Consider the following 23,571-nt stretch of genomic DNA (forward strand, 5'->3'; position numbering starts at 1 on the left):
GACAAACAGCGTGATGAATAAACAGATAGTCGTGCTCGGCGCCGGCCCGGCCGGCGCGGCGGTGGCGCTGGGGCTCAAACGCCTGGGCTATGGGGTGTGCGTGGTCAGTGAATGGCGACGCTTCGCGGCGCTGGAAGGGGTTTCCCAGCGAGTGCTGGAGGGTTTGCGCCAGGCCGGGCTGCCCCAGGCGCTGGCCAGTGCCTGCGCGGCTTCGCCCCGGCAGGTGCAGTGGAACGGCGAAGCCCATGCACCGAATGTGGAGCATCTGCTGGATAGGCCGGTGTTCGATGCGGCGATCCGTCAGGACCTGTTGGCGGCCGGCGTCGAGCTGATCGAGGCGCGGGTGCGCGAGCTGAGTTCGACGGCCGCGGGCCATCGCCTGCAGCTGGACAGCACCAGCGGCCCGCTGAGCTGTCACGCCGATTTCCTGGTGGAAGCCCGTGGGCGTCAGGCGCCGTTATCCGGCAAAGGTCTGCGCGGCCAGGAAAGCCTCAGCCTGCTCAATGCCTGGCAGGAACAGCCCGGCCCGGCCCGCTCGGCGGTGGAGAGTCTGGCCGATGGCTGGGCCTGGATGGCGCGCCTGGGCGATGGCCGTTGTTTCTGGCAGCTGACCCTCGATGTGGCCAGCGCCGACTTGCCGGAAAAGTCCAAACTGGCGGAATTCTGCGCGGCACAGCGGGCGCAATCGGCCTTGGTGCGGGAGCTGTTCGGTGCGCCGGCGTTGCAACCGACTGCGCTGCACGCGCGCAGCAGCACGGCCACGCTGTGCCTGCAAACCTCCGGTGATAACTGGCTGCGCGTCGGTGATGCGGCGATGGCCGTCGATCCGCTCTCGGGTAATGGCATCTTCCAGTCGCTGTCGTCGTCCCTGCAGGCGCCTGCGGTGATCAACACGCTGCTGCAAAGGCCCGAGCGGGCTGCATTGGCGCGGCAGTTTCATCAGCAGCGGGTGGAGCAGCTGTTTCTGCGCTTCGCCCGAATCGGCCGGGATTTTTACGCCATGGAACAGCGGTGGGCCGCGCGGCCGTTCTGGCAGAGTCGGCGCAACTGGCCGGATGACCTGCCGCTGCACCAGCCGGCGGATTACGCGAGCCTGCGGGTGGCGCGGGCGCCGGTGATCCATGGCGAGCTGATCGATGAGGTGGAGGTGGTGATAACCGCGGATCAGCCGCTGGGGATCTGGCATCTGCAGGGGATAGAGCTGGCGCCGATAGTGCGGGCGCTACAGTCCGCGCCGCTCGCCGAGGTGCTGGCACCGCTGGCCGTGGCGCAACAGCGGATGGTCTACGGCTGGCTGCGGGCTCAGGGTTATCGCCAGGCCTAGAGTCGGGTGGGCTAAGGCCCATCTTGCAGGTCTTAGTCGAGTAACGAACAAGCCACTTCCTACACCTGAAGGGGGCGGAAGCGGCTTGCCATGCAGTTGCAGCTTAGTGGTGGTCAGCTACCGGTGTTTTCACCGCTTTGCTATCAAAGAGCTTGCCATCAACGAAGCGATCATCTTCATTCAGCACGGCGTCGGCCGCGACGAACACCGACTGCTGCTCCGAGTTGCCGGCGCGGAAGTGGTTGAACAGCAGATTCAAGAGGATCGCCATGATCGCCGCCGAGCTGATGCCGGAGTGGAAGATGGTGGCGAACCAGCTAGGGAAATGCTCATAGAATTTCGGCGCGGCGATCGGGATCATGCCGAAGCCGATTGAGGTCGCGACTATGATCAGGTTCATGTTGTTGCGGTAGTCGACCTTGGACAGGGTACGGATGCCGCTGGCGGCCACGGTGCCGAACAAGACGATCCCCGCACCACCGAGGACCGAAGCAGGCACGGCGGCGACGATGCGGCCCATCACCGGCAATAAGCCCAGGGTCACTAGAATTAGACCCGCAGAGGCCACTACATAACGGCTCTTGACGCCGGTGACGGCAACCAAACCGACGTTCTGGGCGAAGGCGCTCTGGGTGAAGGAGCCGAAGATAGGCGCGAACATGCTGGAAATCATGTCGGCGCGCAGGCCGTTGCCAAGACGCTTGGAGTCCACCTTGGTCTCGATGATGTCACCGACCGCGAGGATGTCCGCCGAGGTTTCGACCATGGTCACCATGATGACTATCAGCATGGAAACGATGGCCGCCACTTCAAAAGTCGGCATGCCAAAATGGAAAGGCGTAGGGAAGGCCAGCATCGGGCCGGTGCTGACTTGGGAGAAATCGGTCATGCCCAAGAACAGGGCGGTCAGGGTGCCGATGACCATTGCCAGCAGGATCGACAGGCGCGAAATAGTCGCGTTACCCAGTTTGCTCAGCAGCAGCACTATGGCCAGGGTAAAAGCGGCCAGACCGATATTGCCCATGCTGCCAAAATTTTCGGCTGTCGGGTTGCCGCCCATGGCCCAGAACGCCGCGACTGGCATCAGCGTCAGGCCAATGGTGGTGATCACTATTCCCGTCACCAAATCCGGGAAGAACTTGATGATCCTGGAAAAGATCGGTGTCACTAAAAAGCCGATCAGCGACGCGACTATCACCGCGCCAAGCACCGCCGGGAGACCACCCCCGGTGGTGACTATGGCGATCATGGTGGCGACACCCGCGAAGGACACGCCTTGCACCAGCGGCAACTGACAACCGAAGAAGGGCAGGCCGAGGGTCTGCAATAACGTCGCCAAGCCGCCGACGAATAGCGACGCGGTAATCAGCATGCCGATCTCGCTGGGTGACAGCCCGGCCGCCTGACCGATGATCAGAGGCACCGCGACAATGCCGCCGTACATGGTCAAGACGTGCTGCAGGCCGTAGGCCAAGTTGGCGCCAACACTCAGTTTTTCGTCCTCAGGACGTTGTTCTGCAGATGTTCTAGCAGGCGATGTATTCATGTCGAACTCCTCTCGTTATTGTTTTGCGCGCCCAATGTAGACAATCAATACAATGATTGTCTAATTATTTGTATACAAATTAACTTGTCTTTTGAGTCAAGTTTTTCCTGAGGATGCACCGCTACAGAACGACGCCGGAAAGTCCGCGCTATTGGTTAGCTCGGTCTGCGGGGAGGCTTATGCAAGCTCTGTTGCGGCTACTGCGCTGCGCTTATTGGCACCCATGATTGGCTAATTATTTGTATACATATTTATTTCCTGTCTCTGCGGTCAGCTTTTATATGGGGATGAGTTGATCTATAACGACGCCGGAAAGTCCGCGCTAGTGGTTAGCTCGGTCTGCGGGAAGGTTTATGCAGGTTCTGCTGCGGCTAGTGCGACGCTCTTATTGGCACGCTGCCGGTGAATGGGCGCGATATTTCGGCCACCGTTGCGGTGGCCGAAGTCATGAGCAGAAGGAGTGCGGCGGGAGATGTCTGTGCGGGTGGGCTAACCCCAGCCTGCAGACTGGGGACTGATCGGCTTCAGAGCTTGATCAATACCGACTTCAGCTCGGTGTAGTGCTCGATGGCCGCCGCGCCCATCTCGCGGCCGACGCCGGACATCTTGTAACCGCCGAAGGGCAGGGCCGGGTCCAGGGCGCTGTGGCAGTTGACCCAGACCGAGCCGGATTTGATCCGCGGGATCATCCGGTGGACCGCCGCGAGGTCGTTCGACCAGATGCTGGCGCCCAGACCGTAGCGGTTGTCGTTGGCCAGGCGGATCGCCTCCTCGATGTCGTCGAAGGGCATCGCCACCAGCACCGGGCCGAAGATCTCCTCCTGCACCAGCGGGCCGCGTTGATCGACATCGACCAGCACCGTCGGCTTGACGAAGTAGCCGGGGCCGAATTGCTCGCCGCCGCAGGCGATGGTGGCGCCCAGCTCGCGGCCGCGCTCGATGTAGCCATACACGCGTTCCTGCTGGCGCGCCGAAATCAGCGGGCCCATGGCCACGCTCGGATCCAGGCCGTTACCGAGCTTCATGGCGTTGGCGATGTCGGCGATGTCGGCGATCACCTTGTCGAAGTGCTTGCGCTGTACGTACAGGCGCGAGCCGGCGCAGCAGACCTGGCCCTGGTTGAAGAAGATGGCGCTGGCCGCACCGGCGGCCGCCTGTTGCAGGTCGGCATCGGCCATGACGATGGTCGGCGACTTGCCGCCCAGCTCCAGGGTGACGCGGGTCATGTTGTCCATGGCCGCCCGGCCTATCTGCTTGCCGACTTCGGTGGAGCCGGTGAAGGTCAGCTTGTCGACATCCGGGTTGTGGCTGAGCGCCGCACCGGCCTCGATTCCGGTGCCGGTGACCACGTTGAAGACGCCCGCCGGGTAGCCGGCTTCGAGTACCAGTTCGGCGAGCTTCAGGGCCGACAGCGGGGTTTCGTCCGCCGGTTTGAGCACCAGGGTGCAACCGGTCGCCAGCGCCGGACCGAGCTTCCAGCAGGCCAGCAGCAGTGGGAAGTTCCAGGCGACTATGGCGCCGACCACGCCTATGGCTTCGCGGCGGATAAAGCCATGGAACTGATCATCCGGCATTAGCGGCATCGACACCTCGACGCAGGAACCCTCGATCTTGGTGGCCCAACCGGCCATATAACGCAGAAAGTCGATGGACAGCTGCACGTCCATCAGCCGGGCCACTTGCGCGCTTTTGCCGTTGTTCAGGCACTCGATCTCGGCCAGCACCTCGGCGTCGCGCTCCATCAGCTCGGCCAGGCGCCACAGCAGGTTCTGCCGTTCCCGTGGGCGCATGCGGCTCCAGGGCGAATCGTCGAAGGCCTGGCGGGCAGCCTGCACGGCGTTGTCGACGTCGGCCTTGGAGGCGCGGGGCACCTCACTCAGCACTTCACCGGTAGCCGGGTTGCGCACGCTCATGGTCGCGCCGCTGGCGGCATCGAGCCATTGCTCGCCGAGCAACATTCTTTGCCTACGCTGAATGAACTCGAGCGTTCTCGGGTTAAGGGGCGGGTTAAGGGGCAGGGAAGAACTCATGGAATCAGCCTCGGTTAGTGCTCTTGGGTGAGGGCTCTTTCGCAACCGTCATGCCAACCCCGGGTTGTTTAAATAGGTTATTGAAATTAAAGGTCTTTAACTAGATTTTAGGGCGCGAACGGCAAGCTCGGCTGTAACAGTTTGAGACGGCTTGAGACAGCCCTGGAACAGGCCGCCATGGCAGTTTCCAGGTGCTGCGCGAGCTTCTGTCGCAGAGTTGTACAGCTGTCGCGAATTTAAACGCCGGGCGCCCGAATCCTAGACCTGAATATCGTCATTAAAATCGCTCATCCAGCTGATTTATAAGAGTTTTATAAACGCTGGCATGCAATGTGTATTTGCCATGACAGTCGCACTCCTATGTAGCTGGGCAGTGGCGCCAATCATAAGAAAAAACCGTGGAGGTCTGATTTTGAAGATGACACTACTCCGGCATTACCTGAGCGTCGGAACGCTAACGCTGGCTATTGGTGCGGCGTTGCAATCGCCCCAGGCCATGGCTGCAAGGGATGGTGCCACCATCCTCAAAGAGACCTGTCAGGGGTGTCACATCCCGGAAGGTGACAAGGACCTGAGCCGCATCAGTCATCAGCGTAAAACGCCCGAGGGCTGGCTGATGAGCATCGCGCGGATGCAGATCATGCATGGCCTGCAGATCAACGACGAGGATCGCCGCTCCCTGGTGAAATACCTCGCCGACAAGCAAGGCTTGGCACCCAGCGAAACCGATGGCGTGCGTTACGCCTTGGAGCGCCGGCTGAACAGCGTCGAGCAGTTCGACGAAAAATTCACCCAGATGTGCGCGCGCTGCCACTCCGGTGCGCGGGTGGCCCTGCAGCGTCGTCCGGCCAAAGAATGGGAACACCTGGTCAATTTCCACCTGGGGCAGTGGCCGTCGCTTGAGTACCAGATGATGGCCCGCGACCGCGACTGGCTGGATGTTGCGCTCAAAGAGGTGGTGCCTGAGCTGGCCAAAAAATACCCGCTGGACAGCCAGGCCTGGGCCGACTGGCAGCAACAGCGCCCGGATGCGGCGAAATTGGCCGGCGGGTGGAGCTTCAGTGGCCACCTGCCGAGCAAGGGCGATGTACGCGGCCTGATGAGCGTCACGGTCAGCGGCAAGGATGAATTCAAGGTCAGCCTCGAGGGCCAGTACGCCGACGGCAAAGCCTTTGCTGGCAGTGGTTCGGCCGTGCTGTTCAACGGCTACGAGTGGCGCGCCAACCTCAAGGTCGACGGCGTCGCCATGCGCCAGGTGCTCGCCGCCAATGGCGGGGAAATCCGCGGGCGGATGTTCGAGACCGAGCACGATGAGCGCGGCCTGGACTTCGTCGCCGCCAAACAAGGCACGGCGCGCCTGCTCTCGGTACAGCCGGAGTATCTCAAGGCCGGTAGCGAAACCGAACTGACTTTGGTCGGCACTGGCTTGAGCGGTAAGCCGGTGTTCGGTGAAGGGGTCGAGCTGGTCTCGGTGCTGGAGCAGACCCCGGAGCGCGTGCGGGTCAAGGTCAAGGCCGCCGGCGATGCGCCGGTCGGCGTGCGGGTGGTCAGCCTGGGTGCGCTGAAGGGCGTGAACCTGGCGGTGTACCAGCAGATCAGTGAAGTCAAAGTGGTGCCGGCGTTCTCCGTGGCGCGGGTCGGCGACAACGGCGGTTCGACGCCCAAGGTGCAAGGTCGCTTCGAGGCCGAGGCCTGGGGCCAGGGTGCCGACGGCAAGGCCTACCGCATCGGTTTCGTGCCGGCCACCTGGTCTGTGGCGCCCTTCGATGAGCGCGCGGCCGAAGACCAGGACGTCAAGTTCGCCGGTGTGATGAGCGCCGAGGATGGCGTCTTCACCCCTGCTGGCGCCGGGCCGAACCCGGCACGCAAGATGTCCACCAACAACGCCGGCAATCTCAAGGTCATAGCCGCAGTCACCGAAGGCGAGCAGTCCCTCAAGGGTGAAGGCCAGATGATCGTGACCGTGCAACGCTGGAACAACCCACCCATCCCTTGAGCGCGCAGCACCTGGGCGGGCGCCGCCCGCTCAGGCCTGAACGGCTGGATTGAGACGATTCTCGGAGGTTGTAATGGGCGCAATTTTGAATTTGGTGGAACGCAATCTGCACGAAGTGAAGGTCGATGCAGAGCGCATGTTGTTCCACATTCCCAGCAGTTCGCTGTTTCAGACGGATGAGCTGACGGGCGGCATTATCGATGCACTGCGTGAGCAGGGTTGCTCCTCGGCTGAGCTGGTGCAACGGCTGGCCGGGCGGTTTGCCGATGCCGAGGTGAACGAAACGCTGCGCGACCTGATGGCGCTGGAGGTGGTCAGCGACGGCTCGCCGCTGACGCCGGACATCACCGCCAAACGTGTTGAACGTATTGCCTTGAATACCCTGGTGCTGAACGTCAACACCGGCTGCAACCTGAGCTGCACCTATTGCTACAAGGAAGACCTGGACAAGCCGTCTGCCGGCAAGAAGATGCAGCTGGACACCGCCATCGCCTCGGTGGAGATGCTGCTCAAGGAGTCGCCGGACGAGCAACGCTACACCGTGGTGTTCTTCGGCGGCGAGCCGCTGAGCAACCGCAAGCTGATCGAACAGATGGTCGACTACTGCGAGCAGCGCTTCGCCGAGCTGGGTAAGTTTGTCGAGTTCGTCATGACCACCAACGCCACCTTGCTGACCGAAGAAGTGGCCGACTACCTGAATCGTCACCGTTTCGGTCTGTCCATCAGCATCGATGGGCCGAAGACCGTGCATGACCGCAACCGCATCACGGTGGGCGGGCAGGGCACCTATGAGGTGGTCAGGAAAAAAGCCGAGATGCTCCTGGCGCGCTACGACAGTCGGCCGGTTGGCGCCCGGGTGACCCTGACGCGGGGCATCACCGACGTCGAGCACATCTGGGATCACCTGTTCAATGAGTTGGGGTTTGCCGAAGTCGGCTTTGCCCCGGTGACCTCGGGCGACCTCAGCGACTTCAACCTCACGTCCGAAGAGCTGGTCGAGGTCTTCGCCAATATGAAGGCGCTCGGCCGGCGTTATCTGGAGGCCGCGCTGGAGCACCGCAACATCGGCTTTTCCAACCTCCACCAGCTGATCACCGACATCCACGAAGGCCACAAGAAGGCGCTGCCATGCGGTGCCGGGCTGAAGATGCTGGCGGTCGACCACAAGGGTGAGCTGAACCTCTGCCACCGTTTTACCGGCTCGGACCTGCCGACCTTCGGCAACGTCCATGAGGGGGTAAAACAGGTGGAACTGGGCGACTTCCTCTCCAAGCGTCTGGACCGGACCGACACCGGCTGCGAAAGCTGCCGCATCCGCAACCTGTGTTCCGGCGGTTGCTACCACGAGAGCTACGCGCGCTACGGCGACCCAACCCACCCGACCTATCACTACTGCGATCTGATGCGCGACTGGGTGGACTTCGGCATCGAAGTCTACAGCCGCATCATGGCCGGCAACCCGGCCTTCATCAGCAGCTATATCACTCCGCGGAAGGCGAAATGAGATGAAGCATCTGAAGCCGATCAATAACAAAGCACAAAAATTGCAACAGGCCGCCCAGGAAGACCGTATCGAGGAGGTGCTGGCGATGAGCACCGTGGTTGGCTGTGCCTCGACCACCGACCCGGGTTGGGAAATCGATGCCTTCGGTGGCGTCAGCTCGCTCTGCCAGCCGATGGAAGCCGACTTGTATGGTTGCTCCGACCCTTGCTGGTGGCCCGCCCAGGTGCCGGACATGATGAGCACCTACCCGGACTGGAACAAGGATGCGATCAGCTCCAATGAGAGCTGGCGCAACCTTGACACCGTATTCCCGAAAGACAAGTAGTCGGTCAAGAACTAGTCGGCCCAGAACAAGAAGAGGAATTCCGCTATGTCGTTCAAGCACTCCGGCACCATCGCTGCCGCATTAGCCGCGCTGGTCACTTCCTGGTCCGTGGCGGCGTTGGCCGAAACCGGCCCCGCCCTGCAGTCAGGCCACGAATACATGGTCGTGGGCAACTACCCGAACAACCTGCACCTGGTCGATACCCAGACCGACAAGCTGTATAAAACCTGCACCCTGCCGGATGCCTTCGGCCCGGGTACCGCGCAGATCGCTCCGGACCATAAGACCGCTTACATCCTCAACAACCACTACGGGGACATCTACGGCGTCGATCTGGACAGCTGCAAGCTGGTGTTCCATGCCGCCCTGGCGCAGAAGCCCGGCGAACGTGCGCGGGCGCTGTTCTCGATCGCCATCAGCCCGGATGGCAAGGAGATCTACAGCGTCGTCAACCCGACCCAGTTGGGGCTCGACCACTATGAGGTGCAAGCACCGCGGCTGCAGGTCTATGCCGCCGATGGCGGGCTGGCGGCCAAACCGCTGCGCAGCTTCCCGGCACCGCGCCAGGTGACGGTGATGCAAACCGGTGATGACGGCACGCTGTATATGGCCGGCGCCGACATCTACAAGGTCGATGTGAACACCGGCAAGGTCGGCGTGGCAGTGCCCAGCCGTAACTGGAAGCGCCCGCTCTACAGCCCGCCGGATGTGCTCTACGCCTGGGCGCAGCAGCCACCTACGCGGGACTTCAGCATTCTCTACACCGCGGCCAAGTTCAAGGATGAGAAGCAGGACATGGCGACTGCCGAGTTCGTCTATGGCTTCTTCAATATCGACCTGGCCACCGGCAAGAGCGAGACCGTGGATTTTGCGCCGCTGACGGAGATCTACTTCACCGCCATGCGCTCACCGAAGGACCCGAACCTGATCTACGGTGTGCTCAACCGCCTGACCAAGTACGACATCAAGCAGAAGAAACTGCTGGAAGTAGGTGAGCTGGATCACTCCTACTACTGCGTTGCGCTGAACAAGTCGGGGAGCAAGGTCTATCTGACTGGCACCTTCAATGATGTGGCGGTGTATGACGCCGACTCGTTGAAGAAGCTGACTAATATCAAGTTGCCTGGCGGCGACATGGCGATCGCCACTTCGCAAATCTTCACCCGTTAAACCTGCGGCGCCGGCATGATCGCGGCGCCTCTAGTCAGTGCAGAACAGGCGCTTGCATTCATCTATTAAATACAAACACCTAATAAATACAAAAGTGGAATCACGATGTCTGGACTGAGTTATACCCAAGGTCGGCAGGACAAAGCCCTGTTGGCCATGACCATAGGCGAGGCTTTCGATCGCACCGTCGCGCGCTTTGCCGAGCGCGAAGCGCTGGTGGTGCGTCATCAAGGGCAACGCTACAGCTGGGCGCAACTGGCCGAACTGGTCGACCGCCACGCACGGGCTTTGTTGGCGCTCGGGCTCGAACCCGGAGACCGCCTGGGTATCTGGGCGCCCAACTGCGTGGAGTGGTGCATCACGCAGTTCGCCAGCGCCAAGGTTGGCGTGGTTCTGGTCACTATCAATCCGGCCTACCGCAGCAGTGAGTTGGAGTACGCCCTCAAGCAGTCCGGTTGCCAATGGCTGATTTGTGCCAGTGCCTTCAAAACCTCGGATTACCACGCCATGCTCACCGGGCTCCTGCCCGAACTCGCGCAGTATCTGCCGGGTGAGTTGCGCAGCGAGCGGCTGCCGGAGTTTCGTGGGGTGGTGAGCCTGGCGGCTGAACCGCCCTCAGGCTTCTTGTGCTGGTCGGAGCTGAGCCTGCTCGCTGCGACCGTGTCGCACGAACAATTGCTGGCGCGCCAGAGCGAGCTGCACTTCGATCAACCGATCAATATCCAGTACACCTCCGGCACCACCGGTTTCCCCAAGGGCGCCACGCTCAGCCACCATAACATCCTCAACAACGGCTACATGGTTGGCGAGAGCCTGGGGCTGACCGAGCACGACCGCCTGGTGATTCCAGTGCCGCTGTACCATTGTTTCGGCATGGTGATGGGCAACCTCGGCTGCCTGACCCACGGCTCCACCATGATCTACCCAGGCGATGCGTTCGATCCGTTGGCCACCCTGGCGGCGGTGGCGGAAGAGAAGGCCACCGCCTTGTATGGCGTGCCGACCATGTTCATTGCCGAACTGGACCATCCGCAACGCAGCGCATTCGACCTATCCAGTTTGCGCACCGGGATCATGGCCGGCGCTACGTGCCCGGTCGAGGTGATGCGGCGGGTGATCGACGACATGCACATGAGTGAAGTGCAGATCGCCTATGGCATGACCGAAACCAGCCCCGTCTCCCTGCAAACCAGCGCCGATGACGAACTGGAAGTGCGGGTGACCACGGTCGGCCGCACCCAGCCACAACTGCAAAGCAAGATAGTCGACGAGGCGGGCAATCTAGTCGCCCATGGCCAGATCGGCGAACTCTGCACCCGTGGTTACAGCGTGATGATCGGCTATTGGGGCAATCCGCAGGCCACCGCCGAGGCCATAGATAAGGACGGCTGGATGCACAGCGGCGACCTCGCGGTGATGAACGAACGGGGCTATGTGTGCATAGTCGGGCGCAGCAAGGACATGATCATTCGCGGCGGCGAAAACATTTACCCGCGCGAGTTGGAGGAGTTCTTCTTCACCCATCCGGCGGTAGCCGATGTGCAGGTGATCGGCATTCCCGACCAGAAATACGGCGAGGAAGTCGTCGCCTGGATCAAGTTCCACCCCGGCCAGAGTGCCAGCGAAGAGGAGCTGCGCGGCTGGTGCAAGGAGCGCATCGCGCACTTCAAGACGCCGCGCCATTTCAAGTTCGTCGAGGCCTTCCCGATGACAGTGACCGGCAAGATCCAGAAGTTCCGCATGCGCGAAATAAGCATCGAGGAACTGAGCGAGGCTGCTTCACAACGGCAAGTCAGCAATCATCGGTGAGGACGGCTGGTGGCGACAGGATACCCAGTGCAGACTAGCGCTTTGCGGCAGCCGCAGCGGCTGCGCGCTGGCCCGCAACCGCTAAGCAGCCCCGTCACCATGAGCGTCGAAAAAGGCACCATCTCCGTCAAACAGGTCAATGAAGCCTTGCTTGAGCTGCGCCGGCGGGGGGGCGACGAACTGCCCCTGCTGACCCAGGCGGGGATTGCTCCCGAGCTGCTGACGAAACCCTATGGGCGGGTTTCGTCCGTGGCTTACTCGCGGCTCTGGCTGTTGATCGCCCAAGCCATGGACGATGAGTTCTTCGGCATGAACGCGCGGCGGATGAAGGTCGGCAGCTTCGCCTTCATGTGCCGCACGGCCCTGCACGAACCGATGCTCGAAGGGGCGCTGAACGCTGCGCTGCGCTTTCTCTCGCTGGTGTTCGATGACCTGCAACCGCTGCTGACGCGCAAGGGCGGGTTGGCGGAAATCAGCCTGCGCGAGCCGGCCGAGTCGCAGTGCCGGGCCTTCGCCTACTTCACCCTGTGGATGATAGTGCACGGGCTGGCCTGCTGGCTGACGGGGCGGCGCATCCCGATTCTGGCGCTCGACCTGCGCTGCACGGCGCCGGACTACCTCGAAGACTACCGGGTGATGTTCACCGACAATCTGCGCTTCTCCCGGCGCCAGAGTCGCCTGCTGTTCAAGGCCGAATGGCTGGATCTGCCGGTGCGCCGCAGCCAGCAGGAGCTGCGGGGTTTTCTCGCCGGCGCGCCGGCGAACATCCTGGTCAAGTACCGCGACCCGCAGAGTCTGGCGGCCCGCATCAAAGCCTATCTGCGCAGCATCAAGCCCGAGCGCTGGCCGGATTTCGAGGCGCTGGCCGGGCACTTCTTCATGGCCGCCTCGACCCTGCGGCGCAAGCTGGCGTTGGAAGGGCAGTCCTATCAGTCGCTGAAGGATCAGGTCCGCCGCGATCTGGCCATCGCCCGGCTGGACAACGGCGATGGCAACTTCAGCGACCTGGCTTTCGAGTTGGGTTTTGCCGATACCAGCGCCTTTTACAAGGCGTTCAAGAAGTGGACCGGCTCCACCCCAGGTCAGTACCGCGCGATCATGCCCTCGGACTCGTCCTGAGCAGCCCACTCGCCCTGAATCGCGATTAACCCCTGCCGTATTCCTGCCCGCCGTCCAGCGGCTCTGGAGCCCGGGCGGCGGCTATTTAGCTCCCCGGGTAATCCCCCCTGAAATCAGCGCTCGGCTATTAATCTTTCGTGAACAAATTCCTTAAATTGTTCGGCTGGCAGTGCTGGGGAAAACAGATAGCCTTGGAAGGCCTGGCAGCCATGATTGACCAGAAAGGTGCGCTGAGCCTCTGTCTCCACACCTTCTGCAATCACCGCAAGACCCAAACTCTGGCTCAAGCTTACAATCGCGCAGGCGATGGCAGCATCGTTAGGATCAATCAGCACATCCCTGACGAAGGACTGGTCGATTTTAAGTTCATCTAACGGAAGGCTCTTCAGGTAAGACAGCGACGAGTAGCCGGTTCCGAAATCGTCTAAGGAGAGGCCTATGCCGTTCTCTTTCAATTCGACCATTTTGGCGACGGTATTTTCTACATCCTCTATCAGCAAGCCTTCGGTCAGCTCCAGTTTCAACTTCTCTGGATCGGCACCGGTGTATTTCAGTACTGAGAGCACTTCCTCAACGAAGTCCGGATGGTGAAACTGACGGGCGCTGACATTCACTGCCATGCTCAGCCGGGCGGTTTCTGGATGTTTTGCCCAAGCTACCAACTGAGCACAAGCAGTTTCCAGCACCCAACGGCCTAACGGCAGAATCAGCCCTGTTTCCTCCGCCACTGGAATGAACTCAACTGGCGATACGGTTCCGCGTTCAGGATGCTGCCAGCGCACAAGCGCCTCTGCCCCTATGATGCAGCCTCCATTATTCAACTGCGGCTGGAAATGAAGCAGGAATTCCTTTCTCTGCAAGCCTTGGCGTAAGTCTGCTTCCAGTCTGACGCGTGCCGTGGCAACCGCCTGCATTTCCGGATCGAAGAAACGCATGGTATTACGGCCCGCCGCCTTGGCGCGATACATCGCCAGGTCAGCGCGTTTCATAATATCGTCCACAGTGTTTAGCTGACCCTGAAACAGGGCAATGCCGACGCTGGGGGTGCTGTGGTGCTCATAACCATCCAGTTGGTAGGAAATGTTGAGCGAACTGAGAATTTTCTCGCCGATAGCCTTGGCCTGGACAGCTGCTTCTGGAGGGTTCTCATTAAGATCTTCCAGCAAGACCACGAATTCGTCTCCGCCCAGGCGGGCCACGGTGTCGCTCTCGCGTATGCAGCCGGAGAGACGCAGAGCAACTTGCCGCAGCAACATGTCGCCTCTGTCATGCCCCAGTGTGTCGTTCAGCGCCTTGAAGTTATCTAGATCAATAAGTATTACCGCGCTCGTATGTAGACTGCGGGCGCTGCCCGCCAGCGCGTGCTGTAATCGGTCCAACATAAGTCGCCTGTTGGCCAGCCCGGTCAACTGATCGTAGAAGGCCAAACGCGTGACCTCTTGCTCTGCTGACTTGCGGTGGGTGATGTCGGTGTTAATCGACAGAACAGACTGCGGTTGGCCACGGTCGTCTCTCACTAGAGTTCGGTGGCTTTCAAGCGTGATGGTGCAGCCATCCTGGCGTCGAAGCGTGACCTCACCAGCCCAATCGCCAGTTTCTATCAAGCTATTAGTGGCCAGATTGAAAGCGCTATGGCCTTGGTAGATTAACTCCTGTGCCGATTTGCCGAGTGCCTCTTCCTTTGACAAGCCGTAGAGACGCTCGGCACTCTTGTTCCAGTACAAAATGCGGTGATCCATCCCGTGAACGACAATGGCATCCTGGGCCTTGTCCAGCAACGATGCTTGCTGGCGGAACTGCTTCTCGCTTTCGCTCAGCTCTACAAGGTAGCCCTCCCTTTCGGCTGCATGCGACTCCATTTCGCGCTTGATCTTGCGCCCGTAAGTAACGGCCGCACTGACCATTAGCAGCACGAACGCCATGATTCCATACTCGACCCGGCGCAGTACCTCGACCGATTCCAGCTCCTCCTCTAGAAGCTTGCCTTGAATTAGGCCGACGCGCTCCCGCACAGTAGCGAGTGAGGCGAGCAACTTGGCATACTTCCTGTCCATTGTTGCCATGCGCTTGCCGGCATTGTCCGACTGGCCCTCCCTGAAGTAAGAAAATATCAGCAAGGCCTCATCGACCATTTTCACCATCGCAACGTCGACTGCATCCACCTCATCCTTCAATGCAAGAGTGAAGGTTTGGATGTCTGCACTGCGCTCAACTTGATTAGCGATCCGAGCTTGTAGCTGTTCTTTGGCCATTGCCAAATGCTCGTTGAAGGCACGCAGCGCTTCACTCATGTTCCGTGATTCGGCTTCGACCTCATGTGTATCGAACACATTGTTGCCCGGTGCATTGACTTCGGAGGCCAAGCTGCCCAGCGTTGAATAGCTCGACAGCTGTTGGACCCACGACTGGTTTGCCTTGATGGAACGGTGATAAGTGTCGACAATCTGGTGATTCAAGAGCACGCCCAGCACAACAACCAGCACGTCGAAACCCGCAAGGAAAAAATACATACGGTGCCATTTTTTCGAGCTCGAATTATTTGGGCTGGCGAGCATATTTTGCTTTGCGGCGCTTTCACTTTTGAAAAAATCCATTTCACGGTCTCCAAATACAATCTCTCTAAATGGGCCAATAAAAGTGATTTTCGGAAACTAATTAACCTATTCTGCCGGCACCCTAAACCTGAGAATAAACTGCACTTAGCATTAACCAACCGCTTTCGCTGTTCTGGGCTCACGTTGCTTTTCGTAAGCGGAAGTTCCCGAGACAAGCAATAGCTACCCTAGGTTCGTTGGAAGTACATTTCGCTGGCAAACCGGGATGAGTCGATACATGGACAACGCTGTTCTTGTCCACCGGCTTGTGTGAATGGCCGATAAGGGCCAACTCCTGCCAGTGGTGAGCTGCTCAGTTGCCAATGATGCTCAGTCTCTCCAGCCTGAAAGATGAAAAATAAATCAGTGATGTCGGAGAGCCGCTCGGTGCGAGCCCCCAAGGGACAAAAGGGTCAGAGCGACTTACGCTCGCAAATGGCTCTGAGCCCGCTTCACTTCAGCATGCCAGAGGCCTTGGCAGCGTGCGTCGCGATGGCATCCATCAGCACTGGCGACAGGCAGTCATAAGGCTCCAGGCCTAGTGCCTTCAGCCGGGCACGCACAGCGCCCATGATGGCCGGATCCGCGCCCGATTCGATGATCGAGGAGACGAACGCGGCGAATTGCGGCGCGGACCATCCCGGCTCCGACGACAGCTCGGCGTGGATGAAGTCGAGCCCGTAGAAGGGATGCCCGGTGTTCTCGATCCGGCCGTACATGTGCACGCCGCACTTGGTGCAGGCGTGCCGCTGGATGGTGGCCTTGGGATCGACCACTGCAAGCTTCTCGGCATGCTCGGTGACCCTGAGCTTGTCGCGCGGCACCACCGCCACTACGGAGAAAAGTGCACCCTTCGGCTTCCAGCACTTGGTGCAGCCGCAGGCGTGGTTGTGGGCCGATTGCGAATCGACCCGCACCCGGACAGGGTCCTGAGCGCAGCGACAGACGAGGGTCCCGCCAGCGAAGTTGTCTGCGCCCGCTTGGATGCCGTTGTCGACCGACGGATGAATCGAAAATGCGCTAGTCATAGCCCACCTCCTTAGTAGTCCAATCGAGAATAGCGCAAAACCCTGTCCCCTGTATGAGCCCCCAGCCGCGGAGGATTCGTGAACTGCGTCGATGACTTAGTGTTGTCCCTGCCGCTCAAGAACCTGCCGGCCACGACGTAACCCCGTATTGAGTAACGGCTCGACCAATGAAAAACATAACGCTAGTGTGCTGTCTCAGAATTATTGTTTCGATGACACCGGCTCGTAGGGTGCGCCGTGCGCACCAGGCACCCGGTGTCAGTGGTGCGCACGGCGCACCCTACACAGGCCAGCCGCAGCCGCTTGAGCAATGATTATTGCGAGACAGCACACTAGTGAGGCTTCATGGGGTGGCTCTTTATCAATAAAAAAGAGCAGAACCGCGATGGATACCTGCTCAAAAGGGCTTACAGCGGATAATGGGCCAGCTCGCGGGCGATCAGCAGGCGCTGGATCTCGCTGGAGCCCTCGTAGATCTGGGTGATGCGTGCGTCGCGGTAATAACGCTCCACCGGGTAGTCCTCCAGATAGCCGTAGCCGCCGTGGATCTGCATGGCCTTGGAGCACACGCGCTCGGCCATTTCCGAGGCGAACAGCTTGGCCTGCGAGGCTTCCGACAGGCAGGGGTGTCCGGCGCTCTTCAGGCGTGCCGCATGCAGGATCAGCAGGCGCGCGGCATTGAGCTGGGTGTGCATGTCGGCGAGCAGGTTGGCGATGCTCTGGTGCTCGATGATCGGTTGACCGAACTGCACCCGCTCCCGGGCATAGGTCAGCGCCGCTTCGAAGGCCGCGCGGGCTATGCCCAGCGCTTGGGCCGCGATACCGATGCGGCCGCCCTCGAGGTTGGACAGGGCGATGGCCAGGCCCTTGCCGCGTGAACCGAGCAGGTTTTCCTCCGGGATCACGCAATCGCTCAGGGTCACCGCACAGGTGTCGGAGGCGCGGATGCCCATCTTGTGTTCGCTGCGGTCGACCACGAAGCCGGGGGTGTCGGTCGGTACCAGGAAGGCCGAGAGGCCCTTCTTGCCCAGTTGCGGATCGGTGACGGCGAAGACGATGGCCAGCTTGGCACGCTTGCCGTTGCTGACGAACTGCTTGGCGCCGTTGAGCAGCCACTGGCCGTCACGCAGCACGGCGCGGGTGCGCAGGTTGTGGGCTTCGGAACCGGCCTGGGGCTCGGTCAGGCAGAAGCAGCCGATCGCCTGGCCGCTGGCCAGCGCGGGCAGCCAGGTTTGCTTCTGCGCCTGGGTGCCGTACCTGAGGATGGGGCCGCAGCCGACCGAGTTGTGGATGCTCATCAGCGCACCGACGGCACCGTCGCCGGCGGAGATTTCCTCCACCGCCAGGGCATAGGCGACGTAGTCGATATAGGAGCCGCCCCATTCCTCCGGCACCACCATGCCGAGCAGGCCCAGCTCGCCCATCTGCGCCACCAGGGCATCGTCGATCCAGCCGGCCTTTTCCCATGCCTGGGCCTTGGGCGCGATCTCGCGGCGGGCGAAATCGCGGGCCAGGTCGCGGATCATGCGTTGTTCTTCGCTCAGTTCGAGGTCGTGCATCGGGTATCTCTCTGGTTCTGTGGCACTGCTCAGGCCGAAACCGTGCGGCGGGATTTGCTGGCGGCCGGCTTGAAGCCGGTAAAGAAGTCGTGCACCCGTTCGGCGGTAACCGCCGCCAGGCTGGGCGGATTCCAGCGCGGGGTCTTGTCCTTGTCGATGATCAGCGCGCGCACGCCCTCCATGATGTCGCCCTTGGCGAACCACTGGCGACCGAGGTGCAGCTCCAGCTCGAAACAGTCGGCCAGCGGCAGCTCGCGACCGCGGCGCAGCAGCTCCAGGGTGACGCTCATGGCCAGCGGCGAGCGGCTATCCAGCAGCTTGACGGTTGCCTCGGCCCAGTCGTGAAACTCGGGGCGGGTTTCTGCCAGCAGTGCAGCGCGGATGGACGGAATATCCGGGAGAGAGAAGTGCTCGTCGATGGCCTGGCGCAAGGCCTTGAACGCCGCGCCTGGCAGCTTGTTGCTGGCCAAGGTGGCGAGCAGGGTGCGCAGGGCTTCCTGGGGATGGGTAGTCCAGGCCATATTGTCGAGGCAGCGATCGAACTCTGGGAGCAGATCGCTGGGCAGACACCAGTCGGCCAGGCGCGCATAAAGCGCATCGGCAGACCTAACCTGGGAGCCGGTTACGCCCAGGTAGAGCCCCAGTTCGCCCGGCAGGCGCGAGAGAAAGTAACTGCCGCCGACATCGGGGAAGTAGCCGATGCCGACTTCCGGCATGCCCATCTTCACGCGCTCGGTGATCACCCGCAGCGAGGCGCCCTGGACCAGCCCCATGCCGCCGCCGAGCACGAAACCGTCCATCAACGCCAGGATGGGTTTTTCATAGTCATGGATGTAGTGGTCGAGGGCATATTCTTCCTCGAAGAAAATGCTGTGCAGGTTATCGCCGGACTCATAGCTGTCGTAGAGCGAGCGGATATCGCCGCCGGCACAGAAGGCTTTCTCCCCGGTGGCGCGCAGCACCACGGCGAGGATGGCCGGGTCCGCTTCCCAGGCCTGCAACTGCTGCCAAAGGAAACGAACCATCGGCAGGGTCAAGGCGTTCAGCTCGCCCGGACGGTTGAGGGTCAGATGGCCGATGCGGTTGCGTACCGCAGCCAGCACGGGGGCCTCGATCTCGCTCATGCTCAGGCGTCCTTGCGGTACAGGTTGATGATCGCCGAGAAGTCCAGGCCGCCGTTGCCCTGGGCGCTGAAGCTCTGGTACAGCTGCTGGGCCAGGGCGCCGAGGATCACCGGCTGGCGTGCCTGCTTGGCCGATTCAGTCGCTAGCCCCAGATCCTTGAGCATCAGGTCGGTGCCGAAGCCGCCGCTGTAGCCGCGCGAGGCGGGCGCATTTTCCAGCACGTCAGGGAAGGGGTTGTAGGTGTCCGAGCTCCAGCAGCGCCCGCTTGAGGTGTTGATGATGCCGGCCAGCACCTTGGCGTCCATACCCAGCGATACGCCGAGTGCCATGGCTTCGGAAACACCGATCATGGAGATGCCCAGTAGCATGTTGTTCGCCACCTTGGCCACCTGGCCGTTGCCGGAGTCGCCGCAGTGCACGATGTTCTTGCCCATGGCGGCGAGAATCGGCTGGGCTCGGTCGAAGTCGGCGGCAGTGCCACCGACCATGAAGGTCAGGGTGCCGGCCGTGGCGCCGCCGGTGCCGCCGGAGACCGGCGCATCGAGCATCGGGTTGCCGTGCTCGGCGGCAGCCTTGGCGACTTCGCGGGCGCTGAGCGGATCGATGGTCGAGCAGTCGATCAGCATGACCCCGGCACGGAGGTTGGCGAGCAGACCGTCCTCGCCCAGGTAGACGCTTTTCACCTGGGCGGCGGCGGGCAGCATGGTGATGATCAGTTCGGCATCGCTCTGGGCGATGGCGGCGGGCGAGGCGGCGGGCGAGGCGGCGGCAGCGGCGCCGAGTTCGACCAGGGCGGCAATAGCCGGGGAGGCCGGGTCGAATACGCTCAGCTGGTGACCCGCCTTGAGCAGATTTTGGGCCATGGGCCCGCCCATGTTGCCGAGACCGAGAAAGCCGATATGCATGGTGGATACCTTTTGTGTTGGTTCTTGTCAGGTTTCAGCGATGCTTGAACTGCGCCGGGCGCTTCTCGATGAAGGCGGCCATGCCTTCCTTCTGGTCGGCGGTGGCGAATATCGAGTGGAACAGCCGGCGCTCGAAGCGCACGCCTTCGCTCAGGCCGCCCTCGAACACGCGGTTGATGCATTCCTTGACCATCATGCTGCTCGGCAAGGATTTTTCCGCGATGGCATGGGCGGCCTTGAGGGTTTCTTCCAGCAAGCTGTCGGCGGGTAGTACGCGGGCCACCAGGCCGGCGCGCTCGGCTTCCTGGGCGTCCATCTGGCGGCCGGTCAGGCACATCTCCATGGCCTTGGCCTTGCCGAGGGCACGGGTCAGACGCTGGGTGCCGCCGATCCCGGGGAGTACGCCGAGGGTGATTTCCGGCTGGCCGAACCTGGCGTTGTCGGCGGCGTAGATGAAGTCGCACATCAGCGCCAGTTCACAACCGCCGCCCAGGGCGTAGCCGGCCACCGCCGCGATCAGCGGTTTGCGCCTGTTGCCGATGCGGTCGGCGGCGGCGAAGAAGTCGTCCAGGTAGATCTGCGGATAGCACAGCTCGGCCATTTCCTTGATATCGGCACCGGCGGCGAAGGCCTTGGCCGAGCCGGTGAGAACCATACAGCCGATGCCGGGGTCGCTCTCCAGGCGGTCTAATGCCAGGTTCAGCTCGGCGATCAGTTGGCCATTGAGAGCGTTGAGCGCCTGGGGACGATTGAGGGTGATTAGCCCGACACGCCCTTGGACGTCGAGCAGCAGGGTTTCAAATTGCATGACGCAGACTCCTGAGTCAGGCAGGCGCCAGGCAGGCGCCTGCCTGGCGGCTTATTTCAGGGTGATGGTGGTGTTGACGGCGCCGCTGACTTCGTCTTCGTCGAACCAGCGCTGGGTGACGGTCTTGGTCTGGGTATAGAACTGCACCACCTGCTTGCCGTACGGGCCAAGGTCGCCGAGCTTGGATGCGCGCGAGCCGCTGAAGGAGAACAGCGGTACCGGCACCGGGATTGGCACGTTGATGCCGACCTGGCCGACGTCGATTTCTTCTTGGAAGTGCCGTGCAGCGGCGCCGGAGCGGGTGAACAGGGCCGTGCCGTTACCGTTCGGATTGGCGTTGATCAGCGCGATGGCATCGTTCAGGGTGTCGGCGTGCAAGACGCAGAGTACCGGGCCGAAGATCTCTTCGCGGTAGATGCTCATGTCGGTGGTCACGCCGGAGAAGATGGTCGGGCCGACGAAGTTGCCCTGGGCGTAGCCAGCCACCTCGGGGTTGCGACCGTCCAGTTCCAGCGTGGCGCCTTCGCCGATGCCCTTGGCGATCAGGCTGCCGATGCGATCCAGCGCCGAGCAGGACACCACCGGGCCGATGTCGGTGCCCGGCTCGGCGCCACCGCTGATCTTCAGGGTCTTGGTTTTCTCGATCAGCTCCGGCAACCAGCTCTGTGCTTCGCCGACCAGGATCACCACTGGCAGCGCCATGCAGCGCTGGCCGGCGGCACCGAAGGCGGCGCCGAGCAGGTTGTTCAGGGTCTGCGACTTGTTCGCGTCCGGCAGCACGATGGCGTGGTTCTTCGCGCCCATCATGCACTGTGCGCGTTTGCCGTTCTGGGTGGCGCGGTTATAGACGTGGGTGCCGACCTTGGTCGAGCCGACGAAGGACACGGCCTTGATATCCGGGTGATCGCAGATCAGGTTGACCGCATCGACGCCACCGTGGATGACGTTGAGCACGCCCGGCGGCACCCCTGCCTCCATGGCCAGTTCGGCCAGACGCATGGTCACCATCGGATCCTGCTCGGACGGCTTGAGGACGAAGGTGTTGCCGGTGGCGATGGCCATCGGGAACATCCACAGCGGAATCATCGCCGGGAAGTTGAACGGGGTGATGCCGGCGCACACGCCCAGCGGCTGCAGCAGGGTATAGGTGTCGACGCCGCCGGCGACGTTGTTGGCCAGCTCGCCGAGTTGCAGGTTGCCGATGCTGGCGGCGTGCTCGACCACTTCCAGGCCGCGGAACACGTCGCCTTCGGCGTCCGGCAGGGTCTTGCCTTGTTCGGCGGTGAGGATCGCCGCCAGCTCCTTGATGTTCTCGCGGATCAGCTGCTGGTACTTGAGGAAGATCCGTGCGCGGGCGCCGATGGGAGTCTTGCGCCAGGTCTTGAACGCTTCCTTGGCGCTGGCCACGGCGGCGTTCATCTCTTCGGTTGTGGCGAAGGGCACGCGGGCCAGCACTTCCTGGGTGGCCGGGTTGACCACGTCGCGCCAGTGGCTGGTGGTGGATTCGACCAGCTTGCCGCCGATCAGCAGCTTGACGGTGGGAACGCTGTTCTGGATGTTTGCTTGCGCTGTCATTCTGACTCCAGCCTTTCGAGGGCAGATGCTGTGGGTGATCTCATCGCGGGGGGCTTTGAGCGCCTTGGCTTCGATCCTAGCAGTGCGTTTTTGTCTGTAGCAATGCGGGTATATGCAGGGCTATTCTGCGTTTTTGCACAATTGCGAGGTCGGCTTCATGGATTGGGATAACCTGCGCTATTTCCTCGAACTCTCCCGCGCGGGCAAGCTGACGGCGGCCGCGCGCAGGCTGGGCGTCGACCACACCACGGTGGCGCGCCGTGTGCAGGCCCTGGAAAAGAGCCTGGAGGCCCAGCTGTTTATCCGCGCGGCGGCGGGCTACAGCCTGACCGAGGCGGGGCGGAATCTGCTGCCTCAGGCAGAAGCGATGGAGAGCGCTTGTTCGGCCATAGAACAAGCGAGGGCCGGGTCGGGGGACAGTCTCTCCGGCCAGGTGCGGATCGGTGCGACCGAGGGCTACGGCTGCGTCATGCTGGCCCCGCAACTGGCCGTGCTCACCCGGCGTTATCCGCATCTGGGCATCGACCTGCTGGCTGTGCCGCGCATGGTGCAACTGTCGCGACACGAGGCCGATATCGTGATTACCCTGGAGCGGCCGGTACGTGGGCCGTTCATCATCACCAAGCTGACCGATTACGTGCTCAAGCTCTATGCCTCGGCCAGCTATCTAGAGCAGCATCCGCCCATTCGCCAGCGGGATGACCTGCGCGAGCACGGTTTCGTCAGCTATATCGAAGACTTGCTCTACAGCAAGGAGCTGCTTTACCTCGATGAAATCGGCCGGCCTCGCCATGTCGCGCTGCGCAGTACCAGCATTCTCGCGCAGCAGCAGGCAACCGCAGCCGGGGCCGGGATTGCCATTCTCCCGTCCTTCTCCGCCGATGCGGACCCACGGCTGAAACGCGTGCTGGGCGAGCAGATCGAGTTCACTCGAACCTTCTGGATGTTGATGCCGATCGAGCTCAAGGACATTGCCCGGATGAAGACCACCTGGAACTTTCTGCGGGAAATGGCGGCGGCGAACCAGGGACTGTTGATGGGCCGTCAGCTGGACTGAGTAGTTTTCCGGCCTGTCCAAATCGCTCACTGACAATGGTGGCTTTCGACATTGTCGCCATCGGCCCGCAGCGCGAATATCCGGTTAATTCCACATAC

Annotated in this window: 17 protein-coding genes; 8 read left to right on the forward strand and 9 right to left on the reverse strand. The window is 61.7% G+C overall.

Annotated elements, in window-relative coordinates; genetic code table 11:
* Positions 1-13 precede the first annotated feature (13 nt).
* Positions 14-1,324: an FAD-dependent monooxygenase gene (locus FFS13_RS14400; protein ID WP_171006496.1), complete on the forward strand. Its 1,311-nt coding sequence runs from the start codon at positions 14-16 to the stop codon at positions 1,322-1,324.
* Positions 1,325-1,427: 103 nt separating this feature from the next.
* On the opposite strand, the gene FFS13_RS14405 is transcribed toward FFS13_RS14400, so the two are convergent.
* Positions 1,428-2,870 (reverse strand): nucleobase:cation symporter-2 family protein, encoded by a 1,443-nt coding sequence (locus tag FFS13_RS14405; RefSeq protein WP_137819773.1) that lies wholly within the window; start codon positions 2,868-2,870, stop codon positions 1,428-1,430.
* Positions 2,871-3,394: 524 nt separating this feature from the next.
* On the reverse strand, positions 3,395-4,828 hold the full coding sequence (locus FFS13_RS14410; protein WP_371922964.1) for an aldehyde dehydrogenase: 1,434 nt from the start codon (positions 4,826-4,828) through the stop codon (positions 3,395-3,397).
* A gap of 490 nt (positions 4,829-5,318) precedes the next feature.
* On the opposite strand from FFS13_RS14410, the gene peaA reads away from it, so the two are divergent.
* From peaA to FFS13_RS14440, 6 genes are all read left to right on the forward strand, one after another.
* Positions 5,319-6,896 carry a quinohemoprotein amine dehydrogenase subunit alpha gene (peaA, locus tag FFS13_RS14415; RefSeq protein ID WP_137819829.1) on the forward strand — a complete coding sequence of 526 codons (1,578 nt, stop codon included), beginning with the start codon at positions 5,319-5,321 and terminating at the stop codon, positions 6,894-6,896.
* Between the two features lie 73 nt (positions 6,897-6,969).
* Positions 6,970-8,400 carry a quinohemoprotein amine dehydrogenase maturation protein gene (gene peaB / locus FFS13_RS14420; RefSeq protein WP_137819775.1) on the forward strand — a complete coding sequence of 477 codons (1,431 nt, stop codon included), beginning with the start codon at positions 6,970-6,972 and terminating at the stop codon, positions 8,398-8,400.
* A gap of 1 nt (position 8,401) precedes the next feature.
* Positions 8,402-8,725, forward strand: coding sequence for a quinohemoprotein amine dehydrogenase subunit gamma (gene qhpC, locus FFS13_RS14425; RefSeq protein ID WP_137819776.1), 324 nt, complete (start codon positions 8,402-8,404; stop codon positions 8,723-8,725).
* Positions 8,726-8,770: 45 nt separating this feature from the next.
* Positions 8,771-9,895, forward strand: coding sequence for a quinohemoprotein amine dehydrogenase subunit beta (peaD, locus tag FFS13_RS14430; RefSeq protein ID WP_137819777.1), 1,125 nt, complete (start codon positions 8,771-8,773; stop codon positions 9,893-9,895).
* A 105-nt stretch (positions 9,896-10,000) separates the two neighbouring features.
* Positions 10,001-11,704 carry an AMP-binding protein gene (locus tag FFS13_RS14435; protein WP_137819778.1) on the forward strand — a complete coding sequence of 568 codons (1,704 nt, stop codon included), beginning with the start codon at positions 10,001-10,003 and terminating at the stop codon, positions 11,702-11,704.
* A gap of 99 nt (positions 11,705-11,803) precedes the next feature.
* A complete protein-coding gene (locus tag FFS13_RS14440) occupies positions 11,804-12,823 on the forward strand; it encodes an AraC family transcriptional regulator (protein WP_137819779.1) in 1,020 nt (339 codons plus the stop codon).
* Between the two features lie 113 nt (positions 12,824-12,936).
* On the opposite strand, the gene FFS13_RS14445 is transcribed toward FFS13_RS14440, so the two are convergent.
* The 7 genes from FFS13_RS14445 to FFS13_RS14475 form a co-directional block, all read right to left on the reverse strand.
* Positions 12,937-15,417 (reverse strand): bifunctional diguanylate cyclase/phosphodiesterase, encoded by a 2,481-nt coding sequence (locus tag FFS13_RS14445; RefSeq protein ID WP_137819780.1) that lies wholly within the window; start codon positions 15,415-15,417, stop codon positions 12,937-12,939.
* Positions 15,418-15,869: 452 nt separating this feature from the next.
* Positions 15,870-16,445, reverse strand: coding sequence for an S-(hydroxymethyl)glutathione synthase (gfa, locus tag FFS13_RS14450; protein ID WP_137819781.1), 576 nt, complete (start codon positions 16,443-16,445; stop codon positions 15,870-15,872).
* 407 nt (positions 16,446-16,852) lie between these two features.
* Positions 16,853-18,004 (reverse strand): acyl-CoA dehydrogenase family protein, encoded by a 1,152-nt coding sequence (locus FFS13_RS14455; RefSeq protein WP_137819782.1) that lies wholly within the window; start codon positions 18,002-18,004, stop codon positions 16,853-16,855.
* A 29-nt stretch (positions 18,005-18,033) separates the two neighbouring features.
* Positions 18,034-19,128 (reverse strand): enoyl-CoA hydratase/isomerase family protein, encoded by a 1,095-nt coding sequence (locus FFS13_RS14460; protein ID WP_137819783.1) that lies wholly within the window; start codon positions 19,126-19,128, stop codon positions 18,034-18,036.
* A gap of 2 nt (positions 19,129-19,130) precedes the next feature.
* On the reverse strand, positions 19,131-20,033 hold the full coding sequence (gene mmsB, locus FFS13_RS14465) for a 3-hydroxyisobutyrate dehydrogenase (protein WP_137819784.1): 903 nt from the start codon (positions 20,031-20,033) through the stop codon (positions 19,131-19,133).
* A gap of 34 nt (positions 20,034-20,067) precedes the next feature.
* Entirely contained in the window at positions 20,068-20,841 is a 774-nt protein-coding gene (locus FFS13_RS14470) for an enoyl-CoA hydratase (protein ID WP_137819785.1), read from the reverse strand.
* 51 nt (positions 20,842-20,892) lie between these two features.
* On the reverse strand, positions 20,893-22,416 hold the full coding sequence (locus FFS13_RS14475) for a CoA-acylating methylmalonate-semialdehyde dehydrogenase (RefSeq protein WP_137819786.1): 1,524 nt from the start codon (positions 22,414-22,416) through the stop codon (positions 20,893-20,895).
* 157 nt (positions 22,417-22,573) lie between these two features.
* Here FFS13_RS14475 and FFS13_RS14480 point away from each other — a divergent pair, with 157 nt between their 5' ends.
* Entirely contained in the window at positions 22,574-23,473 is a 900-nt protein-coding gene (locus FFS13_RS14480; protein WP_137819787.1) for a LysR family transcriptional regulator, read from the forward strand.
* The last annotated feature ends 98 nt before the right edge of the window (positions 23,474-23,571 follow it).

It is taken from the genome of Pseudomonas sp. 2FG (assembly GCF_005502935.1).
Classification (GTDB): domain Bacteria; phylum Pseudomonadota; class Gammaproteobacteria; order Pseudomonadales; family Pseudomonadaceae; genus Aquipseudomonas.